Here is a 19478-nt window from a genome sequence, read left to right as displayed (position 1 = left end):
GGCGGCCCGTCGATCGGGTGTGGACGGTCGTCGCGCGGGCGACCGTCACCTGCGTGCCGTACGCCAGCCGCGCCGGCGGCCCCGCCGGACGACCGGTACCGAGGCGAGCAGGAGCAGTGCCAGGGCGACGCCGACCACGGCGATCACCCCCGAGGCGGCGCTCACGGCGCGCAGCGGGGACGGGCGGGCGGCCGGGCGTGGCACGCTGACGGCGGCCCCGGGTTCCGGTACGCCGGCCGGGCGGAGGGCGCCGACCGCCCGTACCGGGTTGATCACCCCGTGGCCGACCTGGGAGTTCCACAGCCCGTCGGGGTGGTCGGCGGTCTGGGTGATCCGGTCGGCCACCTGGTCGGGCGAGAGCGTCGGGTCGTACGACCGGACCAGCGCGGCCAGCCCCGAGACGTACCCGGTGGCAAAGCTGGTGCCCCCCTCGGCGGTGAACAGGTAGCCGCCGCCGGCTGCCGCCGGCCCGGCGATCCGCTCGCCCGGTGCCGCCACGTCCACGAAGTCGCCGCTGGTCGACGTCTGCACGTGCGCGTCGGCGGCGTTGACCCCGGCGACCGCGATCACCCCTGGATAGGCCGCCGGAAAGGTCGGCTCCCCGGCCTCCACACCCGACTCACCGGTGTTGCCGGCGGCGGCGACCACCACGACCCGCCGCGCGACGGCGTGCGCGACGGCCGACTGCAACTGCCGGGTCGGCGGGGTGGTCAGCGACAGGTTGACCACGTCGGCGTCGGCCTCGTCGACCGCCCAGCGGATCGCCTCGGCGATCCGCCCGGAGAGGTCCGCCTCCTCCGATCTGCGCTGGTCGCGGAGCACGCGTACCGGCACGATCTCGGCTCCGGGCGCGACGCCGTAGAACCGGAAGCCGGCGCTGACCGCCTCCCGGCCGGCGATGATCCCGGCGATCAGGGTGCCGTGCCCGTTCTCGTCGCACCGGCCGTCGCCACCGTCGGATGAGGACAGCAGGTCCCGGCCGGGGAGCACCTTGCCGGCCAGGGTGGGGTGATCGGCGGAGACGCCGGAGTCGACGACCGCGACCCTGACTCCCACCCCGGTGCTCAACGGCCAGGCCAGGTCGGGGCGGAGCCGGGTCAGCGGCCATGGGGCAGCGGAGAGCGGATCGGTGACGGCCGGGCCGCAGCGCGCGGCCGCGTACCGGATCGACGGGGTGGCCGCTGCCGGGCTGCCGGCCGCGGCGACCAGGCCGGCCACCAGCGCGGCGACCACCGGCGCCGTACGCCGCACCGGGAACCGCCGCGGTCGGCGCGGCGTCCCGACGCCCGCCGGAGGCCGGATCCGTCGCGCGTCTAGGTCAGCTCGCACCCTTCGCATTATGCCGCCGCGCCGGGCCGGATCGGCTCGGCCGTCCGGCGAGAGTGGACGGAAATCCTATATAACAGATAGGATTAGTCCGGCTAGCGTCCTCCGGAGGTCTCCGATGCCGAGACTGTCGCGCTTCAGTCGGCTGGCCAGCCCGGTCGACACCGTCACCTACGGCGAATACCGGATCGCCCAGCGGCCCGACGATCCCCGCCCGCGCTACCGCTTCACCGGACGCATCGCCGAGGAGAGTCCGGCCGGGTTCACGCCCCGGGTCGGCCGCTACCACCTCTACGCCGGCTGGTTCTGCCCCTGGTCGCACCGGGTCACCATCACCCGGGCGCTCGCCGGGCTCGCCGACGTGGTCAGCGTCTCCTACGTGGACAACGCCCGGGACGGGCGCGGCTGGGCGTTCCGCGAGCAGTACGGGCCGGACCCGGTGAACGGCTTCACGCTGCTGCGCCAGGCGTACGAGGCGACCGAGGAGGGCTTCGACGGTCACGTCTCGGTGCCGATGCTGTGGGACCGGGCCACCGCCGCGGTGGTCAGCAACGACTACCGGACGATCGGCATCGACCTCGCCACCCGGTTCCGCCGGCACGCCACCCCGGTCGTCGACACGTACCCGCAGGAGCACCGCGACGAGATCGAGGAGCTCGACGCCTGGCTTGGCCCGGCGGTCAACCACGGTGCGCCCGCGGCCGCCCGGCCGGGTGCGGAGGGTGCCGCCGCCCGGGTCGCGCTGCTCGACGCCTTCGCCGCCCTCGACGCCCGGCTGGCGACCCGGCGCTACCTGATCGGCCCGACCCTGACCGAGGCGGACATCCGACTCTGGGTGACCCTGGTCCGCTTCGACGTTGGCGCCAACGCCGCCCGGACGATCTGCCCCGGCCTGGCGGCGTACCCGCACCTGTGGGCGTACGCCCGGGACCTCTACACCCTGCCCGCATTCCGGCGGACCACCGACTTCAGCTCGTTCACCGTGGCCGGCGCGGTGGTGCCGGACTGGCACGCCCCGGCCGGCCGACCCGGCCACGCCGCGCCGGCCGGGCCGCCCCGCCCCCGGATGCGCGGTCGCCGCTCGTAGCCGGCTCCCGGCATCCCGGTATGACCGCGGGCCGGGCGGGCCGGTGACGACCATCCGGCCCGAGGTCCGGGGCGGCCCGGATCGTCGGTGCGGGCGGATCAGCCGGCCGAGCGGCGGCGGGCCGAGGGATCGGTCAGCGCGGGCGGCTGGTACCCGGCGTCGGCCGGGTTCAACGTGGTGCCGGGCGGCACGATCTCGTCGATCCGGTCGAGCACGTCCCGGGACAGCGTCACCTTCGCGGCACCGAGCTGCGACTCCAGGTGCTCCAGCGTCCGGGGGCCGATGATCGCGGAGCTGACCGCCGGATGCTCCAGCACGAAGGCGATGGCGAGGTGGATCAGGGAGAGCCCCGCCTCGGCGGCGAGAGTGCCGAGCGCCTCGACCGCGTCGAGCTTGCGCGCGTTCGCCGGCAGCCGGGGGTCGAACCGGGCCGGAAACCTCTCGGCCCGCCGCGAGATCGGCTCGGTCAGTCCCCGGTGGTACCGGCCGGCGAGCCAGCCGCCGGCCAGCGGACTCCACGGGATCACCGCCAGGCCGTACCGCTGGGCCACCGGCAGCACCTCACGCTCGATCCCGCGGGCCAGGATCGAGTACGGCGGCTGCTCGCTGACCACCCGCTCCCGTCCCCGGCGCTGCGCGATCCACTGCCCCTCGACGATCGCCGACGGCTCGAAGGTGGACGTGCCGAGGTAACGCACCTTGCCCTGGTGCACGAGGTCGCTGAGCGCGCCGAGGGTCTCGTCGAAGTCGGTCTCCGGCTCCGGCCGGTGCACCTGGTAGAGGTCTATCCAGTCGGTACGCAGCCGGCGCAGGCTCTGCTCCACCTCCCGGACGATCCACCGCCGGGAGTTGCCCCGATGGTGCGGGCTGGCGCCGATCTGGCCGTGGAACTTGGTAGCCAGGAAGACCTCGTCGCGGCGGCCGTCGGCGAGCGCCTTGCCGACGATCTCCTCCGACTCGCCCTGCGAGTAGACGTCGGCGGTGTCGATCACGTTGATGCCCTCGGCCAGGGCGCGGTGGATGATCCGGATGCTGTCGTCGTGGTCCGGGTTGCCCCGGCTGCCGAAGTTCATCGCGCCGAGGGTCAGCGGGCTGACCAGGACTCCGGTGCGGCCGAAGGGCCGGTAGTCGACCATGTCACTCCTAGGAGGCGGACGTCGCGAGGGCGTCGGCGCGGAACTGGTTGGCCGGGCGGGGCAGGCCGTAGTTGTCCCGCAGAGTACGACCGGTGTACTCGGTGCGGAACAGCCCGCGCCGTCGCAGGATCGGCACCACCTCCTCGACGAAGGCGGCCAGCCCGGAGGGGAGCACCGGCGGCATCACGTTGAAGCCGTCGGCGGCCCCGTTGTCCCACCAGTCCTCGATCGCCTCGGCGACCTGCTCCGGCGTACCGGCAAAGGTGCGGTGCCCGCGACCGCCGCCGAGCCGGCCGATGAGCTGGCGTACGGTCAGCCGCTCCCGCCGGGCCAGCGCGACGATCAGGGTACGCCGGCTCTTCGCCCCCTCGATCTGCTCCTCGTCGGGCAGGTCGGCCGGCAGCTCCCGGTCCAGGTGCAGGTCGTCCGGGGAGATGCCGAGCATGATGCCGAGCTGCCGCTTGGCGTACTCCGGGACGATCAGCCGGTCCAGCTCGTCGGCGAGGGCGTGCGCCTCCGCCTCGGTGCCGCCGAGCACCGGCACGATGCCGGGCAGGATCCTGATCCCGTCCGGGTCCCGGCCCAGCGCCCGGGTCCGGGCCTTCAGGTCGGTGTAGAACGCCTGGGCCTCGGTCAGGGTCTGCTGGGCGGTGAAGACCGCCTCCGCATACCGGGCGGCCAGCTCCTTACCGTCGGTGGAGGACCCGGCCTGCACCAGCAGCGGGTAGCCCTGCGGCGGACGCGGCACGTTGAGCGCCCCGGCCACCTTGAAGAAGCGCCCGGCGTGCCGGGGCGGGAAGATCCGGTCCTGGTCGCCCCAGACCCCGGCCGCCTTGTCGCCGAGCGCCGCGTCGTCGGCCCAGCTGTCCCAGAGCTTGCGCGACACCTCGATGAACTCGGCGGCCCGCTCGTACCGCTCGCGGTGGGCGGGTAGTTCGTCGAGGTTGAAGTTGCGGGCCGCGTCCGCGCCGGCGGTGGTGACGATGTTCCAGCCGGCCCGGCCGCCGCTGACGTGGTCCACCGAGGCGAACCGCCGGGCCAGGTTGAACGGCTCGTTGTAGGTCGTGGACGCGGTGGCGATCAGTCCGATGTGCTCGGTCACCCCGGCCAGCGCGGTGAGCAGCACGGTCGGCTCCAGCGCCCCGGACGGCCGGCGGCCGACGTCGTTCCAGAGCACCGGGCTGTCGGCCAGGAAGAGCGAGTCGAGCGTGCCGCGCTCGGCGATCCGGGCCAGTTCCTGGAAGTGCCGGACGTCGGTGTGCGCGAACGGATCACTCTCCGGCAGCCGCCAGGCCGCCTCGTGGTGCCCGACCCCCATCAGGAACGCGTTCAGGTGCAGGGTGCCCGGTCGCCGGCTCATCGTGGGGCCTCCTCGGTCTGCCTGACGCCGAGCGCGGCGAGCAGCCGCTCACGGTGTTCCAGGAAGCCCGGATGCCGGTGCTGGCGCGGCGCCGGCAGTTCGATCGGGGTGTCCACGGTGATCCGGCCCTCCTCCAACACCAGCACCCGGTCGGCGAGCGCGACCGCCTCGTCCACGTCGTGGGTGACCAGCAGTACCGCCGGCCGGTGCCGCTCGCACAGCTCGCGGAGCAGGCCGTGCATCCGGATCCGGGTCAGCGCGTCCAGCGCGCCGAACGGCTCGTCGGCGAGCAGCAGTCTCGGCTCGCCCACCAGTGCCCGGGCCAGCGCGACCCGCTGCTGCTCGCCGCCGGAGAGCTGGTTGGGCCAGGCCCGCTCCCGACCGGCCAGCCCGACCTCGGCGAGCCGCTCCTGGCCGCGCCGGTACGCCGCCGCACCGGTCGACCCGAGTACGACGTTGGCCAGTACCCGCTGCCAGGGCAGCAGCCGGGCGTCCTGGAAGATCACCGAGGAGTTCCCCGGTACGTCGACCAGCCCCTCCCCGGCCACGTCCGGGTCGAGCCCGGCCAGCGCCCGCAGCAGGGTGCTCTTGCCCGAGCCGCTGCGGCCGAGCAGGGCGACGAACTCGTTCTCGCCGATCTCCAGGTCGAGCCCGTCGAGCACGGTACGCCCGCCGAAGCGCCGGGTCAGGCCCCGCACCCGGACCACCGGCCCGGTGCCGGCCTCGGCGGCGGTGTCGACGGTCAGTCCGCCAGGGTGCGTCGCCATGACAGTGCCCTCCTCTGCACGAGCCGGACGGCGCCGTCGGAGAGCAGTCCGAGGATGCCGTAGAGCACCAGGCCGACGATGATGACATCGGTCTGGCCGTACTGCCGGGCCAGCTCCATCAGGTAGCCGATCCCGCTGGTCGAGTTGATCTGCTCGACCACCACCAGGGCGAGCCAGGCGGAGACCACCGCGAACCGCAGGCCGAGCAGGAAGCCGGGCAGCGCGCCCGGCAGCACCACCCGGCGGACGAACTGGACGGGACTCAGCCGCAGCGACTCGGCCAGTTCCACGTAGCGCTGATCGATGCTGCGCAGCCCGTTGTGGGTGTGGATGTAGACCGGCACGAAGACGCCGAGCACGATGGTGACGACCTTCATCCGCTCGTCGATGCCGAGCCAGAGGATGAGCAGCGGCAGCAGCGCCAGCGCGGGGATCGCCCGCTTGATCTGCACCGGCCCGTCGATGACCGCCTCGCCCCACCGGCTCAGCCCGGCGGCCAGGGCCAGCACGGTGCCGATCAGCACCCCGAAGGCCAGGCCGAGCCCGGCCCGCTGCGTGGAGATCAGCAGGCTCTCCTGGAGTCGCCCGCTGACGATCAGGTCGCCGGTGGTGGTCACCACCGTCCACGGCGCCGACAGGGTCCGCTCGTCGAGCAGGCCGGTCAGCGAGCCGAGCGTCCAGGCCGCGAGCAGCAGCAGCGGCCCGACCGCCGCGCCGAACGGGATCGGCCGGCCCGGGCCGAGCCGGCGTCGACGGCGGGCGTCCCGATGCCGTACGGCGGGGGTCACCGGCTCCCGAGCCGGCACCGGGGTCGGCCGGGCGGTCAGCGGATCAACCTGGGTCGTCACTTCACTCCCTCCCGGAACGCGGCCGCGCCGAGCGGCTCGTACCGCCGGTCGTAGAGGTCGGCCGCGTCTAGCGGCTTGTTGCCGGTCTCCTTGGCGAGCAGGTCGATGGTCTGCTGGTGCCGGGCGATCACCTCGGACCAGTCGGCCGGGATGTCCGGCACTCCGGCGTTGTCGACCAACCACCGGCCGTCCGCACGGGACAGACCCTGGTCCTTGACGTAGTACCGCTCGATCCACTCGTCCGGGTTCTGCTCGATCCACACCCAGGCCCGCGCCCAGCGCTGCACGTACTCGCGGATCGCCGCCGCCTTCGCGGGATCCTGGAGGACCCGGTCGGGCGCGTAGAGGTGGCCGGGGTCGTCGCGCAGACCGTGCGAGATGGTGGTGCCGCCGTCGTGGGCGTACTTGGCCAGGTAGCGCTTGATGTTGATGCCGCCGATCGGCGCCACGTCGACCTGGCGGCTGGCCAGCGCGGTCGGGTACACGTCACCGGTGCTGGCCAGTTCCACCAGCTTGACGTCGTCCTTGGCCAGTCCGGCCCGGTGCAGCACCCGCAGCACCAGCGCACCCTGCGCCTGCCCGGGGCTGTAGGCGATCCGCTTGCCGCGCAGGTCGGCGAGGCCGCCGACGCCGGCACCGGGGGCGATGCCGAGCTGGTAGATCGGGTGGTTGACCGGGTCCTGCCGGAATTTGGCGGCGACGATCCGGGTGGGCAGACCGGTCCAGGCGGCGTGGATCGGTGGGATGTCGGCGACCGAGCCGAGGTCGAGCGCGCCGGCGCGGAACGCCTCCAGGGTCTCCGGACCGCCGCTGATGTTCGCCCAGGAGACCTCGAAGCTGAACCGCTCCGCCTCGCCGGAGAATTCGATCGCCTTCTGGATCTCCTTGTCGCCGACCCGCAGCACCGTGCCGCCTGGTACCTCGGCCGGCAGTGGCGCGTCGAAGGCCAGCCGGACCGTGGGTGCGTCGTCGCCGGCACAGCCGGCGAGTCCGGCCGCTGCCACCCCGAGGGCGGCGCCGAGGAGGGTACGCCGACGGAGCACCGGCGGCCCGGAGCGGGCAGAGGCGGGATGGGGCGGAGGTGACATGGCGGACTCCTGCGCGACGGGCCCCGAAGGGGGCCGGCGGACTGGATCGGAGGGAAGTGACGGAGTGAACCTTTTTCAACCTGAACCGCGCGGCGCGCACGCACCGCGTCCGACGCTGCGGTCCGACGGACCGCAAGGGGAAGTTGAAAAAGGTTCAGTGTTCAGGCGGCGAGCGAGGCGTACCGACCCATGTGGTAGAGCAGCGGCGCCTCGCCGTCCTCGGTGTGTTCACCGGCGAGCGGCTCGGCCAGCACGATCGCGTGGTCACCGGCGACGACGCGTTCGACGACCCGGCACACCAGCCAGGCCACCGGCCCGTCCAGCAGTGGCACCCCGTACGGGCCGGGTCGCCACCCGGGGTGCTGGGCGAACCGGTCGATGCCGCTGGTCGCGAACGTACGGGCCACCTCGTGCTGCCCCTGCGCGAGCAGGTGTACGGCGACGTGCCCGGTGCGGGCCACGGTCGGCCAACTCGACGACGTCCGGGCCAGGCAGAAGGAGACCAGCGGCGGGTGCAGCGAGACCGAGGTGAACGAGGTCGCGGTGAAGCCGACCGGCGGTTCCCCGGCAGCGGTCACCACGGTCACCGAAGCGGCCTGCCGGCGCAGCAGCGCCCGGAACCGCGGCGCGTCGATCGGGGTGTCGAGCGAGGTGACATCGGTGACGGTCATGACGTCTCTCCTAACCGGCCGGAAGCTGCCGCCGTTCGACGGCAGGTGGGCAGCGACCATCGCCGGCGCGGCCCGTCACGGAGGAGGGAGCGCCGGTCTCGGTGGAATGGATCAGGAAGGCGAGGTCGCCCGCACGACGGTGTGCGGCGGGATGACGTGTGGCGGGTTCAGCGGGCGGCGAGCGCCCGCCCCCGCGGGGCGAAGGTCGCGGCGTAGCCGAGCGCGAACCGACGCGGCCGGCGGAGGGCCGGGACGGTCGAGGTCAGCGGGGACAGCCTGCGCTGGCGTGACGCGCCAGATCGATGTGCAGGCGGCTGATGAGGAGGAGTACGTATCGCCGCTGCATGTGATCCATCCTGCGGGGCCGCTCGGACCCGGTCAACGCCGTTCCAGACTATGAGAAGTAGCCGGTACGGAGCCGCCTACGAGGCACACGGCGGGCACAACACATCGGCCGTCGCCGTTCATCTTCCCGCGTAACAGCAGCTAAATGGCTAGTTCACATCCGCGATGCCGGCGGTGACGGAGCCTCGACAACAACCCACTAAGTCGATGGGGTTTCAGCTATATGAGGTCGGTGGACGACGGCGGTCCGGCCGGCCGGAGAGGCCGGCGACAGTTGGTGACCTCCGACTTCTCCACCGTCGGAGTGGCCGCCCACTACGACAGTGACCTCCTCGCCGAACTCCCCGGCGCGGTGCCGGTGCACCGTACCGGCGCGCACCCTTGGCAGGATGCGAACGACCGTGCTATCAATGCCGGGTGAGCAAGGGTGCGGCCACCCGGCAGGCGGTGCTGGCGGAGGCGACCGAGGTCGCCAGCCGGCTCGGTCTCGGCGGCCTCACGATCGGCTCACTCGCCGCCCGGCTGGACATGTCCAAGAGCGGCCTGTTCGCACACTTCCGTTCCAAGGAGGCGCTGCACCTCCAGGTGCTCGGCTACGCCAAGGACGCCTTCACCGCCGAGGTGGTACGCCCGGCACTGCGCGCCCCCCGGGGCGAGGCCCGGATGCGAGCCCTCTTCGAGAACTGGGTGGAGAGCGTCAACGTCGCCGCCGCCTGCCTCTTCGTCTCGGCCTCCACCGAGTTCGACGACCAGCCGGGCCCGGTCCGGGACCAACTGGTCGCCGACCACAGGGACCTTTCCGACGTCATCGCGCAGATCTTCCGGACCGGGATCGCCGAGGGCCAGTTCGACGAGGCCGCCGATCCCGAGCGGTTCGCCCACGACCTGCACAGCGTCATGCTCGGCGCCTTCCACGCGCGCCGCCTGTTGAACGATCCGCGCACCGAGACCTGGACCCGGCAGGCCTTCGAGGCCCTGCTGGACGCGGCACGACCGAAGTCCGACTGAGCGCACCACAACCCGAGGAGCCGTCATGACCAGTCCACACGTCCGGCGCAAAAAAAGCACGATCGTTCGTTCCATTCGCCGCGCCGCCACGACCGGCGGGTTGCGAGTCGTCTTCCGTACCCTCGAACACCTGGCGCCGGCGGCCGGCGGCCGGCTCGCGTTGCGACTCTGGTGCACCCCGCCCCGCCGGCGCACCGCCGCACCCACCGTGCCGGCCGGGCCGAGCGGCGCCACGACCTTCACCGGCCCGTACGACGGCGCCCCGTTCACCGTCGAGGTCAACGGCGGTACGGTCACCGGTCGGGCCTGGGGCAGCGGCCCCTTCGTCTACCTGGCGCACGGCTGGGGCGGCTCCGCCAGCCAACTGCATGGATTCGTCCCCACGCTGGTGGCGGCCGGCTACCGGGTGGTCGCCTGGGACGCGCTCAGTCACGGCCGGTCCGGACCGGGCGTGCTCGGCCCGCACCGCGCCACGCTCAGCGAGTTCGCCGACGCGCTGACGGCGGTCGTCCGGGCCCACGGCCCGGCGCACGCCGTGATCGCCCACTCGCTCGGCGCCAGCGCGACCGGGCTCGCCGTCCTCGACGGGCTGCCGGTGCGCCGGCTGGTGATGATCGCCCCGATGGCCGACCCCCTCCCCTACATCCAGGCGTTCCGGCGGACCCTCGGCATCGGCCCGGTGGTCGGTGACCGGCTCATCGCGGCGATGGAGTCGCTGGTCGGCCGGCCGATCACCGACTACGACCTGGGAACACGAGCCGACCGGGCCGGCGAGCTGCCGCCGCTGCTGGTCGTGCAGGACCGCAGCGACCGGGAGGTGTACCCGGCCGACGGCGCCACCATGGCCACCGCCTGGCCGGGCCGGCTGCACCGCACCCACGGGCTCGGGCACGGACGCATCCTGGCCGACCCCGAGGTCGTACGCCGGGCGGTCGACTTCGTCCGCGAGTCCGGGACCGGGACCGGGCCGCACGCCCGGCCCCGCCGTGGCACCGCCATCACCACGGCCCCTGGTGGGGCCCGGAACGGCGCGACAGTCACCGGCCCTGCCGGCGGGCGCCCGCTGCGCGGCACCGGCGAGGTGCGTCCGGCATCGCAGGAAGACCCGCTTCCGGTACCACCGGAGAGGGCGGCTCCGGTACCGCAGGAGGCGACATGACAGGCGACGGTACCGCGATGGGCTGACCCCGCCGGGTACCCGGCTCGAAACGTGAAACCCCGTGCCACACTTGCCGGATGCGGCGCCTGGTGACCCTCGTGGCGGCGGCGGTGCTGGTCCTTCCGGTCGGTGGCGCGGCCGGCCGGCCCGCCGCTGCCGGGCCACCACCCGGGCAGGTGGCGGCCGGCATCCGCGCCGCCGCCGGCACCCCGGTCTGCACCGTCGACGACAAGCGGCTACCCGAGGTCTCCGGGCTGGCCGCCACCGAGGACGGCTACGTGGTGGTCAACGACAGCTCCGATGTGGAGAACCGGCGGCGGATTTTCTTCCTCGACCGGGACTGCGCGGTCACCCGCTCCGTCCGCTATCCGTCCCCACCCCGGGACACCGAGGACCTGACCCGGGCCCCGGACGGCACCATCTGGATCGGCGACATCGGCGACAACGACCGGGTACGCGAGACCGTCGCGCTCTGGAAACTGGCCCCGGGTGCCCAGTCGCCGGTGCTGCACCGGGTCAGCTATCCGGACGGCGCACACGACGCGGAGGCGCTGCTGCTCTCCGGCGACGGCACCCCGATCATCGTCACCAAGGACTCCGGTACGCCCGGTCTCTACACCCCGGCCCGGGCGCTACGGGCCGGGCAGACCACTCCGCTGCGCAAGGCCGGCCAGTTCACCCTGCCGAGGAGCAGCACCAGCAATCCGTTCTCGATCTTCGGGCGGCAACTCGTCACCGGCGGCGCGGTCGCCCCAGACGGCCGCCGGGTGGTCCTGCGCACCTACGCCGACGCCCTGGAGTTCGACGTCACCGACGGCGACGTGGTCCGCGCCGTCACCGGGGGGACGCCCCGGGTCGTACCGCTGCCCGACGAGCCACAGGGTGAGACGGTCACGTACGCCCCGGACGGGACGGCACTGCTGACGCTCTCGGAGAAGGCGGACGGCGAGTCCGCCGCCGACCCGGTGCTGTTGCGCTATCCGAGCGCGGATCGGGAGCCGACGCCCTCCCCCTCGCCCAGCACCCACGCCACTCCCGACAACAGGCCATTCGATCGGGACCGGGCAGCGGAATCGAGCCAGGACGTCACCGGCGCCTTCGTCGGTGCGGTGGCGGTGACGCTGCTGGTCCTGGTGGCGGTCGGCGGATTCGCCATCTGGCGGGCCCGCCGCCGGCCGTCCCGCCAAGGTCGATAGTGCTGCCGCGAACAGGTTCGCGGGTTGGCGTGACAGGCTGGGCAGTATGGACGGGCCGGCTGAGAACCCCGAACTCTGGTCGTTCCTGGAATCACTGCACCGCGGCGAGCTCCCGTCCGGCACCGTCGCAGCGATCGAGCGGTTCGGCGTGTTCGTGGCGCTGGACGACGGCCCCGACCACCCCGTCTTCCCCGGCGTCGGGTTCATCTCGTTCGCCGAGTTGTCCTGGCGGCCCTTCCGGTCAGCCTCCGAAGTCGTGCAGGTCGGACAGCGCGTCTCGGGTGAGTTCCTCCAGTTCGACACATGGAATCTGGAGGCCAGACTGTCCTTGCGGGCGACGCAACCGGACCCCTTCCAGATATTCGCCGACGGCACTGTGGTGGGCCGGAAACTGCATGGACGGGTCACCAAGCTGGTCCCGATCGGCGCCTTCGTCGAGGTCGCCGACGGAATCGAGGGACTGGTTCCCATCCCGGAACTCGCGTGGACGCCCGTGGAAGCCCCGTCGGATGTCGTCCAGGTCGGCGACGAGGTCACGGTCGTCGTCATCGAAGTCGACCGAGAGCGACGCAGGCTCGCCCTCTCCCGACGACAGGCTCAGCCGACGACCCGCTGACCACGGCAGGTCAGCTTCCGTCCGCGCCCTCGAAGAGTCGGCGGTACTCGCCGTAGCCCTCGCGTTCGAGGTCGGCCAGCGGGACGAAGCGCAGCGCGGCGGAGTTCATGCAGTACCGCATCCCGCCCCGCTCCCGTGGGCCGTCGTCGAAGAGGTGGCCGAGGTGGCTGTCCCCGTGCGCCGACCGCACCTCGGTACGGACCATCCCGAGACTCGTGTCGTCGATCGCCACCACGTTCGCCGGTTCGATCGGCGCGGTGAAGCTCGGCCACCCGGTACCGCTGTCGTACTTGTCGATCGAGGCGAACAGCGGCTCGCCGGAGACGACGTCGACGTAGATGCCGGGCTCCTTGGTGTCCCAGTAGGCGTTCCGGAACGGCGGTTCCGTCCCGCTCTCCTGGGTGACGTGGTACTGCTGCTGGGACAGCCGGGAAACGGCCTCCGGGTCCTTGCGGTACTCCTTCGACGCCACGGGTCCTCCTTGCCCGGATCCTGCCCGCCACGGGTGCGCCGGGCACTGTGCCACCGCCGGAAGGCGCTGGTCGCGCGGGCGGCAGAGCCGCAGTTCCCTACCCGGCCGCCGGCACCGGAAACCCCCGCGCCCCCGCCGTGCGGGTCCGGCCGCCGGGGCAGCCGTTCGCGTGCGGTTGAGGCGCTGGTCACCGAAGCCGGGTGGTCAGGCAACATCCGGTCGGTAGACCTCGGTCCGATCGGAGTTTCCACCCAGATTCGGAGGACCGATGACCGCACTTGATCGGCGTACCCTGCTCCGCGCCGGCCTGACCGCCGGAGCCGGACTCGCCAGCGGCGCGCTGCTCGGCGGCGCCGCCGCGACCGCCGCCCCCGACCGGGCGGCGCGGTCCGGCGCGCCCGGCTGGCGGCCCGGCGGACGCCCGGTGCTGACCCACGGGGTGCAGAGCGGCGACGCGACCGCGCACTCCGCCGTGGTGTGGACCCGGGCGGACCGGGCCGGACGGCTGCACCTTGAGGTCGGCCGCCGTCCCGACCTGCGCGGGGCCCGCCGGGTCCGCGGCGCGTTCGGGCCGAACACCCTGGACGGCACGTTCGGGCCCCGGGCGGTCTTCGTGCACGCCCCGCCCCGGGCGAACACCTCGCCGGCCGAGGGATTCCAGCACTTCGGCGAGGCGGCGATCGACGGCCCGACCGGGGCGCTGACCGTACACCTGCGGGACCAGGACGGCCGTGCACTATGGACGACGACGCTGCCGGCGCCGCGCTGACCGGAGGAGTAGCGGGACCGGCCGAGGGCCGGGTCGGTCGATTGTCGGCCCCGCCCTCCGGCCTCTCGTGCTGCGGGTGCCGGACCAGCTCATCGCCGAGATCACCGCGTTCGACGCGCACCTGTTCGCGGCGTTCGGGCTGCCGGCCAGCTTCTGACCCGACCCTCCCTCACCACCGGCGGGACGCGGAGCCGTCGGCGCCGACCCCGGTCCCGACCACCTGGCCCGGGTGGTCGAGCGCGGCGAGCTTGGTACGCACCTTCCCCGCCTCGATGTGGTCGACCTCGCCAAGCACCTCCAACGCCTCCCGCCAGACGTCCCCGGCGGCGCGCAGGTCTCCGAAGGCGTGATGGGTGTCGCCGACGTGCGACAGCGTGATGCCCTCCAGGTGGCGGTCGCCGAGCGCCCGGTAGAGCCGCAGCGCGTGGTCGTAGCAGCGCAGCGACCGCGACCGGTGGCCGAGATGGTGGTGCGCCCGCCCCAGACTCTCCCAGGTGTTGGCCTGGCCGTTGCGGTCGTCGAGTTCCTGGAGCTGGACGAGGGCCTGCTCGCAGTAGGCCAGCGCCGAGACGTGGTCCTCCAGCAGGGTGTGGTACCAGCCGACCGCGTTGCGCGCCCGCGCCTCCCCGTGCCGGTTACCGGCGGCCTGGAACAGCCCGAGCGCCCGCCGGGCGTGGTCGAGCGCCTCGGGGAGCTGGCCCCGCCGCTCCCACATCAGCGACAGGTTCAGGTGCGTGTGGCCCTGCCCTACCCGGTCACCGGAGCGGCCGTACAGCTCCAGGGCGTTGCGGAGCTGGGCGTCCGCGTCGTCGAGACGGGCCAGCCGGGTGTAGGCGCGGGCGAGGAACCGGTGCGCGACCGCCTGGGCTGCCGGTTCGGCCAGCCGGCGGGCGGCGGCCACCGCGGCGCGCTGGGTACCGACCAGGTCGTACCAGTGGCTGCTTCGGTCCAGGTAGGTGCCCAGCGCCCAGCCGAGCTGCCACGTCTGCATGTCGCGTCCGGTGCTGGCGGCGTGTTCGAGGAGGGCCAGCAGCACGACGCGTTCGGCGGCGAACCAGTCCAGCGCCCGCTGGTGGTCGGCGGGACGCTCCGGGGTGACTCCGGGGCGCGACCGGCCGAGCGGAAGAGGGCTCGGCTCGGTCCGCAACAGCCCGTCGGCGGCGTCCGCGCTGTACACGTAGTGGTCGAGTAGCCGGTCGACGGCGGCCCACCGCCGCCGCTCCGAGTCGAACCGCTCGGCCACTTCTGCCGCGTACGCCCGCAGCAGGTCGTGCGGGGCGTACCGGCCGGCCGACCGCTGCCCGACCAGGTTCGCGCGGGTCAGCTCGGCCAGCGTCTCCCGGGTCTCGGCCGGCGGCCGGCCGGCGAGACTGGCTGCGGCGGCGGCCGAGAGGTCCGGCCCGGGATGCAGGCCGAGCAGCCGGAACAGTCGCGCCGCGGCGGGACTGAGCGACCGGTACGACCAGGAGAAGACCGCCCGCAGGTCGGTGGTCGGGTCGCCGGTGCTCAACGCGTCGAGCCGGTCGGCGCCCCGGCGTAGCTGGCCGGCCAGGTCGGTCAGGGCGAGGTCCCGGCTGGTGGCGAGCCGGGCGGCCACGATCGCCAGCGCCAGCGGCAGCCCGGCACACCGGGCCAGGATGTCGGCCACCGCCTGCGGCTCGTCGCCGGCCCGGTGCCCGCCGATCCGCCGCAGCAGCAGTTCCCGGGCCTCCCGGGCCGGCAGCGGGTCCACCGGCACCGGCCCGGCACCCTCGATCGCCACCAGGTCCGCCAGCCGGGCCCGGCTGGTGATCACGACCAGGCAGCCGGGGCCGCCGGGCAGCAGCGGGCGAAGCTGGGCGGCGTCCCGGGCATTGTCCAGCAGTACCAGCATCCGCCGGTGGAACATCTGGCTTCGGTAGAGCGCGGCCTGCGCGTCGAGGTCGGTCGGGATCCGCTCGGCGGGCACTCCGAGCGCGTCGAGGAACTGCCGCACCGCCTCGGCCGGGTCCACCGCCGGGCCGGCCGGGTCGAAGCCGCGCAGGTTGACGTAGAGCTGGCCGTCGGGAAACCGGTGCGCCACCTGGTGCGCCCAGTGCACCGCCAGGCTGGTCTTGCCGACGCCGGCCGTGCCGGAGACCACGGCGATCACGGTCGCCGCCGGTCCGGGCGGCCGGGTCGCCCGGTCCAGCAGCCCGTCGAGCCGGGACAGCTCGGCCGTCCGGCCGGTGAACTCCGCCAGGTCCGCCGGAAGCTGCGCCGGCTTGGGCGCGCCCCGGGCCGCCCCGACGGTCACGGTCTCCGGTCCGGTCGGGCGGGCGGTCGGCTCCTCGTCGTGCAGCAACGCGGTGTGTGCGGCCGCCAGCGCCGGCCCGGGGGCCACGCCGAGGTCGTCGGCGAGCCGCCGGCGCACCTCGTGGTACGCGGCGAACGCCTGCCCCCGCCGCCCGGCCGCGTGGTACGCCCGGATCAGCCGGGCGTGCGCCGCCTCGTCCAGCGGCGCGGCCACCGCCGCCTCCGCCAGGATCGGCAACCCCTCGGCGGCCCGACCGGCGGCGATCATCACCTCGCCGTACCGGCCGAGTGCCGCCTGCCGCTCGCCGGCGAGCGCGACCACCTTCGGGTGGCTCGCCAGGGTGGGGATGTCAGCCAGCGGTGGACCGTGCCACAGCGCCAGTGCCTCGCCGAGCAGTTCCGCCGCCGCGTCGAGCTGCCCGCGCCGCTGCGCGGTCGCGGCCGCGTCGATCCGATGCCGGAACCGCGTGACGTCCAGCCCGGCGTCGGGCAGGTGCAGCGCGTAGCCGTCGCCGACCAGCCGCAACACGGTGCCCTGGTCCCGGGGGCGCCGCTCCGGCTCCAGCAGCCGGCGCAGGTGCTTGACGTGGGTCTGGATGACGTTCGCCGCGCTGGTCGGCGGTTCCCGGTCGTACCAGAGCCCGCTCATGAGTTCGCCGCGCAGCAGCGGCTTGCCGCCGGCCAGCGCCAGCAGGCCCAGCACCACCCGGCGGGCGGCGGGCCCCAGGTCGAGCGGTTCGCCGTCGCGCCAGGCCCGCACCGGACCGAGCAGCTGAATCCGCACGAGCGCCCCCCGCCGTCCGTCCACCGCCGCCGCGCGCAGGACGATCCGGGTGCGGCGGCCAACTGCCGTAGAACTTAGATCAGCGTCGGTTGATGTGCCTATCGGACCAACGGCGGTTTCCGGACGTACGCCCGACCACCGGCCCGGCGCCGCGCCGACCCGGTCGACCGTCCTTGACAACTGTCAGTGCTGTACCTCTATAGTGCTAGGAGACTAGATAAATAGAGGTAGCAGTGATCGACTTCCACCTGGACACCCGCTCGGGCCTCGCTCCGTATCTCCAGCTGGTCCAGCAGGTCCAGCAGGCGCTGCGGCTCGGCCTGCTCTCCGCCGGTGACCAGCTCCCGACGGTCAAGGAGGTCGTGGCGCGGTTGGCGATCAACCCGAACACGGTCCTGAAGGCCTACCGGGAGCTGGAGCACCAGGGTCTGGTCTCACCCCGCCCGGGGGTGGGGACGTTCGTGACCCGGACGCTGACCGACGACTCCCTCGCCGCGCACGAATCGCTCCGCGCGGAGCTGGTCGCGTGGCTGTCCAGGGCGCAGCGCGCGGGCCTGGACGCGGACAGCATCGAAGCCCTCTTCATGACCACATTCCGGAAGGCAACAGAGGTGACCCCATGACCCCGGTCCTGCGGACCGACGCACTCGGCAAGCGCTACGGCCGGCGCCAGGCACTCACGGACGTGACCCTGAGCATCCCCGCCGGGCGGGTGGTCGGCCTGGTCGGCCCCAACGGCGCCGGCAAGTCCACACTGCTCAACCTCGCCTCGGGCATGATCGCGCCGACGGCCGGCACCATCCAGGTGCTCGGCTCCCGGCCCGCCGCGAACGCGGCGCAACTGGCCAAGGTCGGTTTCGTCGCCCAGGACACCCCCGTCTACCCTGGCCTGACCGTCGGTGACCACCTGCGGCTGGGCGCCCGGCTGAACCCGGGCTGGGACGACCGGCTGGCACAGCAGCGGGTCAGCCAGGTCGGCCTCGACCCGACGCAGAAGGCCGGGCGGCTCTCCGGCGGCCAGCGCGCCCAACTCGCCCTGACGCTCGCCGCCGCCAAACGGCCGCAATTGATGATCTTCGACGAGCCGGTGGCCGCCCTCGACCCGCTCGCCCGGCGGGCGTTCCTGCAGAGCCTGATGGAGTTCGTCGCCGAACTGGAGGTCAGCGTCCTGCTCTCCTCACACCTGCTCGGTGACCTGGAACGGGTCTGCGACCACCTGGTCGTGCTGGCTGCCTCCCGGGTCCAGCTCGTCGGCGACGTGGAGGAGTTGCTCGCCACCCACTACCGGCTGGTCGCGGCGCGCGGCGACCTCGATCCGCCACCCCCGGGGGTCGAGGTCGTCCAGGCGACCCACACCGCCCGGCAGACCACGCTGATCGTCCGCGACGCCACCGGTACCTTGCCCGACCGCCTGCCCGCCGCGGAGCACCTCGACCTGGAGGAGATGGTCCTCGCCTACCTGGGCCGGGCCACCGAACCCGCCGGCACCCCCAACACCGTGCAGCCCCTGGAGGTCTCCCGATGATCTGGCTGACCTGGCGTCAGTTCCGCGGCCAGGCGGTGGTCGCCGTCGCGGTACTGGCCGCGCTCGCGACCTACCTGGTCGTGCTCGGGTTGCGCATCCGCAACGCCTACGAGGCGAACGTCGACTGCGCCGGGTGCAACGCCGAGACGGCCAAGGACCTCTTCGAGAACGCCTACTTCACGCCCCTGCTGCTGACCGGCTTTCTGGTCGTGCTGATCCCCGGCATCCTCGGGGCATTCTGGGGTGCGCCGCTGCTCGCCCGGGAGTTCGAGACCGGCACCCACCGGCTGGTGTGGAACCAGAGCGTCACCCGCACCCGCTGGCTGGCCGTCAAACTCGGTCTCGTCACCCTGGCCGGAGTGGTCGTCACCGGCGTGCTGAGCCTGTTGCTGACCTGGGCGGCCAGCCCGTACGACAAGCTGTTCGAGGGCCGGTTCGACCCCCTGTACTTCCCCACCCGCAACATCGCCCCGCTCGGCTACGCCGCGTTCGCGGTCGTCGCCGGGATCACCGTCGGGTTGCTGATCCGCCGGACCCTCCCCGCGATGGCCATCCTGCTCGCCGGGTTCGTCCTGCTGCAGATCCTGATGCCCACCCTGGTCCGCCCGCACCTGCAACCGGCCGTCACCGAGACGGTCGCCTGGACCGCCGCCGGCGCCAGGGGCCTGAGCCTCAACCCGTCGGGCGCTGTCCGGACCGAGGGGTACGCCGTACCGGGCGCCTGGGTGCTGACCGGCAACCCGCAGCTGTTCGACGCCTCCGGCAAGCCGGCGAGCCAGGAGCAGTTCGAGAACTGCCCGCACACCTCGCCGGAGGTGCACATGGCGTGCGTCGAGTCGAAGAACTTCCACATGGTCCTGTCGTACCAACCCGCCGACCGGTACTGGACCTTCCAGTGGCTGGAGCTGGGAATGTACCTGGCGCTCGCCGCGCTGTTGGCCGGATTCGCCTTCTGGCGGATCCCGCGCGGTCTCAACTGACGCGCCTCGGGGTCGGCGGCCGGTCCCGCCCGGACCGGCCGCCGGGCAGGGCACCCGAAGTCCATCT

Annotated in this window: 19 protein-coding genes; 10 read left to right on the top strand and 9 right to left on the bottom strand. The window is 73.4% G+C overall.

Features of this window, described 5'->3' with window-relative positions:
• Nucleotides 1-45 precede the first annotated feature (45 nt).
• Entirely contained in the window at nt 46-1329 is a 1284-nt protein-coding gene (gene mycP, locus AAH979_RS04215) for a type VII secretion-associated serine protease mycosin (RefSeq protein WP_346256667.1), read from the bottom strand.
• Between the two features lie 115 nt (nt 1330-1444).
• Between mycP and AAH979_RS04210 the strand changes: the two genes are divergently transcribed.
• Entirely contained in the window at nt 1445-2413 is a 969-nt protein-coding gene (locus AAH979_RS04210; protein WP_346256666.1) for a glutathione S-transferase C-terminal domain-containing protein, read from the top strand.
• A 98-nt stretch (nt 2414-2511) separates the two neighbouring features.
• On the opposite strand, the gene AAH979_RS04205 is transcribed toward AAH979_RS04210, so the two are convergent.
• The 6 genes from AAH979_RS04205 to AAH979_RS04180 all read right to left on the bottom strand — a co-directional run bounded on the left by AAH979_RS04205 (nt 2512) and on the right by AAH979_RS04180 (nt 8283).
• Nucleotides 2512-3549 (bottom strand): aldo/keto reductase, encoded by a 1038-nt coding sequence (locus AAH979_RS04205; RefSeq protein ID WP_346256665.1) that lies wholly within the window; start codon nt 3547-3549, stop codon nt 2512-2514.
• Nucleotides 3550-3556: 7 nt separating this feature from the next.
• A complete protein-coding gene (locus tag AAH979_RS04200) occupies nt 3557-4909 on the bottom strand; it encodes an LLM class flavin-dependent oxidoreductase (protein WP_346256664.1) in 1353 nt (450 codons plus the stop codon).
• Entirely contained in the window at nt 4906-5676 is a 771-nt protein-coding gene (locus AAH979_RS04195) for an ABC transporter ATP-binding protein (RefSeq protein WP_346256663.1), read from the bottom strand. The genes AAH979_RS04200 and AAH979_RS04195 overlap by 4 nt, the downstream gene beginning before the upstream one ends.
• Nucleotides 5652-6524: an ABC transporter permease gene (locus tag AAH979_RS04190; protein WP_346256662.1), complete on the bottom strand. Its 873-nt coding sequence runs from the start codon at nt 6522-6524 to the stop codon at nt 5652-5654. Before AAH979_RS04190 ends, AAH979_RS04195 begins: the two co-directional genes overlap by 25 nt.
• Nucleotides 6521-7612 carry an ABC transporter substrate-binding protein gene (locus AAH979_RS04185; protein ID WP_346256661.1) on the bottom strand — a complete coding sequence of 364 codons (1092 nt, stop codon included), beginning with the start codon at nt 7610-7612 and terminating at the stop codon, nt 6521-6523. Before AAH979_RS04185 ends, AAH979_RS04190 begins: the two co-directional genes overlap by 4 nt.
• 161 nt (nt 7613-7773) lie before the next feature.
• Nucleotides 7774-8283, bottom strand: coding sequence for a flavin reductase family protein (locus AAH979_RS04180; protein WP_346256660.1), 510 nt, complete (start codon nt 8281-8283; stop codon nt 7774-7776).
• Between the two features lie 568 nt (nt 8284-8851).
• Here AAH979_RS04180 and AAH979_RS04175 point away from each other — a divergent pair.
• The 5 genes from AAH979_RS04175 to AAH979_RS04155 all read left to right on the top strand — a co-directional run bounded on the left by AAH979_RS04175 (nt 8852) and on the right by AAH979_RS04155 (nt 12607).
• The gene (locus AAH979_RS04175) at nt 8852-9049 is read left to right on the top strand and encodes a hypothetical protein (protein ID WP_346256659.1); all 198 of its coding nucleotides are present in this window, start codon (nt 8852-8854) and stop codon (nt 9047-9049) included.
• Nucleotides 9046-9636, top strand: a complete 591-nt coding sequence (locus tag AAH979_RS04170) for a TetR/AcrR family transcriptional regulator (protein ID WP_346256658.1) — start codon at nt 9046-9048, stop codon at nt 9634-9636. The genes AAH979_RS04175 and AAH979_RS04170 overlap by 4 nt, the downstream gene beginning before the upstream one ends.
• Nucleotides 9637-9661: 25 nt before the next feature.
• Complete coding sequence (locus AAH979_RS04165; RefSeq protein ID WP_346256657.1) at nt 9662-10795, top strand: alpha/beta fold hydrolase; 1134 nt, start codon at nt 9662-9664, stop codon at nt 10793-10795.
• 77 nt (nt 10796-10872) lie between these two features.
• The gene (locus AAH979_RS04160; protein ID WP_346256656.1) at nt 10873-11991 is read left to right on the top strand and encodes a hypothetical protein; all 1119 of its coding nucleotides are present in this window, start codon (nt 10873-10875) and stop codon (nt 11989-11991) included.
• 46 nt (nt 11992-12037) lie between these two features.
• A complete protein-coding gene (locus AAH979_RS04155) occupies nt 12038-12607 on the top strand; it encodes a S1 RNA-binding domain-containing protein (protein ID WP_346256655.1) in 570 nt (189 codons plus the stop codon).
• Between the two features lie 10 nt (nt 12608-12617).
• On the opposite strand, the gene msrB is transcribed toward AAH979_RS04155, so the two are convergent.
• The gene (gene msrB, locus AAH979_RS04150; protein WP_346256654.1) at nt 12618-13079 is read right to left on the bottom strand and encodes a peptide-methionine (R)-S-oxide reductase MsrB; all 462 of its coding nucleotides are present in this window, start codon (nt 13077-13079) and stop codon (nt 12618-12620) included.
• 268 nt (nt 13080-13347) lie between these two features.
• On the opposite strand from msrB, the gene AAH979_RS04145 reads away from it, so the two are divergent.
• A complete protein-coding gene (locus AAH979_RS04145; protein WP_346256653.1) occupies nt 13348-13848 on the top strand; it encodes a PhoD-like phosphatase N-terminal domain-containing protein in 501 nt (166 codons plus the stop codon).
• 169 nt (nt 13849-14017) lie between these two features.
• Here the strand turns inward: AAH979_RS04145 and AAH979_RS04140 are convergent, their stop codons facing one another.
• Nucleotides 14018-16906 carry a BTAD domain-containing putative transcriptional regulator gene (locus AAH979_RS04140; protein WP_346256652.1) on the bottom strand — a complete coding sequence of 963 codons (2889 nt, stop codon included), beginning with the start codon at nt 16904-16906 and terminating at the stop codon, nt 14018-14020.
• A gap of 233 nt (nt 16907-17139) precedes the next feature.
• Between AAH979_RS04140 and AAH979_RS04135 the strand changes: the two genes are divergently transcribed.
• Genes AAH979_RS04135 through AAH979_RS04125 form a run of 3 tightly spaced genes read left to right on the top strand, consistent with a single transcriptional unit; the run spans nt 17140 to nt 19411 of the window.
• Nucleotides 17140-17529 (top strand): GntR family transcriptional regulator, encoded by a 390-nt coding sequence (locus AAH979_RS04135; RefSeq protein WP_346256651.1) that lies wholly within the window; start codon nt 17140-17142, stop codon nt 17527-17529.
• On the top strand, nt 17526-18431 hold the full coding sequence (locus AAH979_RS04130) for an ABC transporter ATP-binding protein (RefSeq protein ID WP_346256650.1): 906 nt from the start codon (nt 17526-17528) through the stop codon (nt 18429-18431). Before AAH979_RS04135 ends, AAH979_RS04130 begins: the two co-directional genes overlap by 4 nt.
• Nucleotides 18428-19411 (top strand): hypothetical protein, encoded by a 984-nt coding sequence (locus AAH979_RS04125; RefSeq protein WP_346256649.1) that lies wholly within the window; start codon nt 18428-18430, stop codon nt 19409-19411. The genes AAH979_RS04130 and AAH979_RS04125 overlap by 4 nt, the downstream gene beginning before the upstream one ends.
• Nucleotides 19412-19478: the final 67 nt, after the last annotated feature.

This window comes from Plantactinospora sp. ZYX-F-223 (assembly GCF_039649625.1).
Classification (GTDB): domain Bacteria; phylum Actinomycetota; class Actinomycetes; order Mycobacteriales; family Micromonosporaceae; genus Plantactinospora.
Note: the sequence above shows the minus strand (reverse complement) of the source record. Positions and strands in the feature narration are given on the sequence as shown.

Coding starts and splice junctions, on each gene's coding strand:
- AAH979_RS04130 (WP_346256650.1), top strand. CDS start 17,526: ATGACCCCGGTCCTGCGGACCGACGCACTCGGCAAGCGCTACGGCCGG.
- AAH979_RS04175 (WP_346256659.1), top strand. CDS start 8,852: ATGAGGTCGGTGGACGACGGCGGTCCGGCCGGCCGGAGAGGCCGGCGA.
- AAH979_RS04160 (WP_346256656.1), top strand. CDS start 10,873: ATGCGGCGCCTGGTGACCCTCGTGGCGGCGGCGGTGCTGGTCCTTCCG.
- AAH979_RS04125 (WP_346256649.1), top strand. CDS start 18,428: ATGATCTGGCTGACCTGGCGTCAGTTCCGCGGCCAGGCGGTGGTCGCC.
- AAH979_RS04180 (WP_346256660.1), bottom strand. CDS start 8,283: ATGACCGTCACCGATGTCACCTCGCTCGACACCCCGATCGACGCGCCG.
- AAH979_RS04195 (WP_346256663.1), bottom strand. CDS start 5,676: ATGGCGACGCACCCTGGCGGACTGACCGTCGACACCGCCGCCGAGGCC.
- AAH979_RS04205 (WP_346256665.1), bottom strand. CDS start 3,549: ATGGTCGACTACCGGCCCTTCGGCCGCACCGGAGTCCTGGTCAGCCCG.
- AAH979_RS04155 (WP_346256655.1), top strand. CDS start 12,038: ATGGACGGGCCGGCTGAGAACCCCGAACTCTGGTCGTTCCTGGAATCA.
- AAH979_RS04145 (WP_346256653.1), top strand. CDS start 13,348: ATGACCGCACTTGATCGGCGTACCCTGCTCCGCGCCGGCCTGACCGCC.
- AAH979_RS04185 (WP_346256661.1), bottom strand. CDS start 7,612: ATGTCACCTCCGCCCCATCCCGCCTCTGCCCGCTCCGGGCCGCCGGTG.
- AAH979_RS04200 (WP_346256664.1), bottom strand. CDS start 4,909: ATGAGCCGGCGACCGGGCACCCTGCACCTGAACGCGTTCCTGATGGGG.
- AAH979_RS04165 (WP_346256657.1), top strand. CDS start 9,662: ATGACCAGTCCACACGTCCGGCGCAAAAAAAGCACGATCGTTCGTTCC.
- AAH979_RS04210 (WP_346256666.1), top strand. CDS start 1,445: ATGCCGAGACTGTCGCGCTTCAGTCGGCTGGCCAGCCCGGTCGACACC.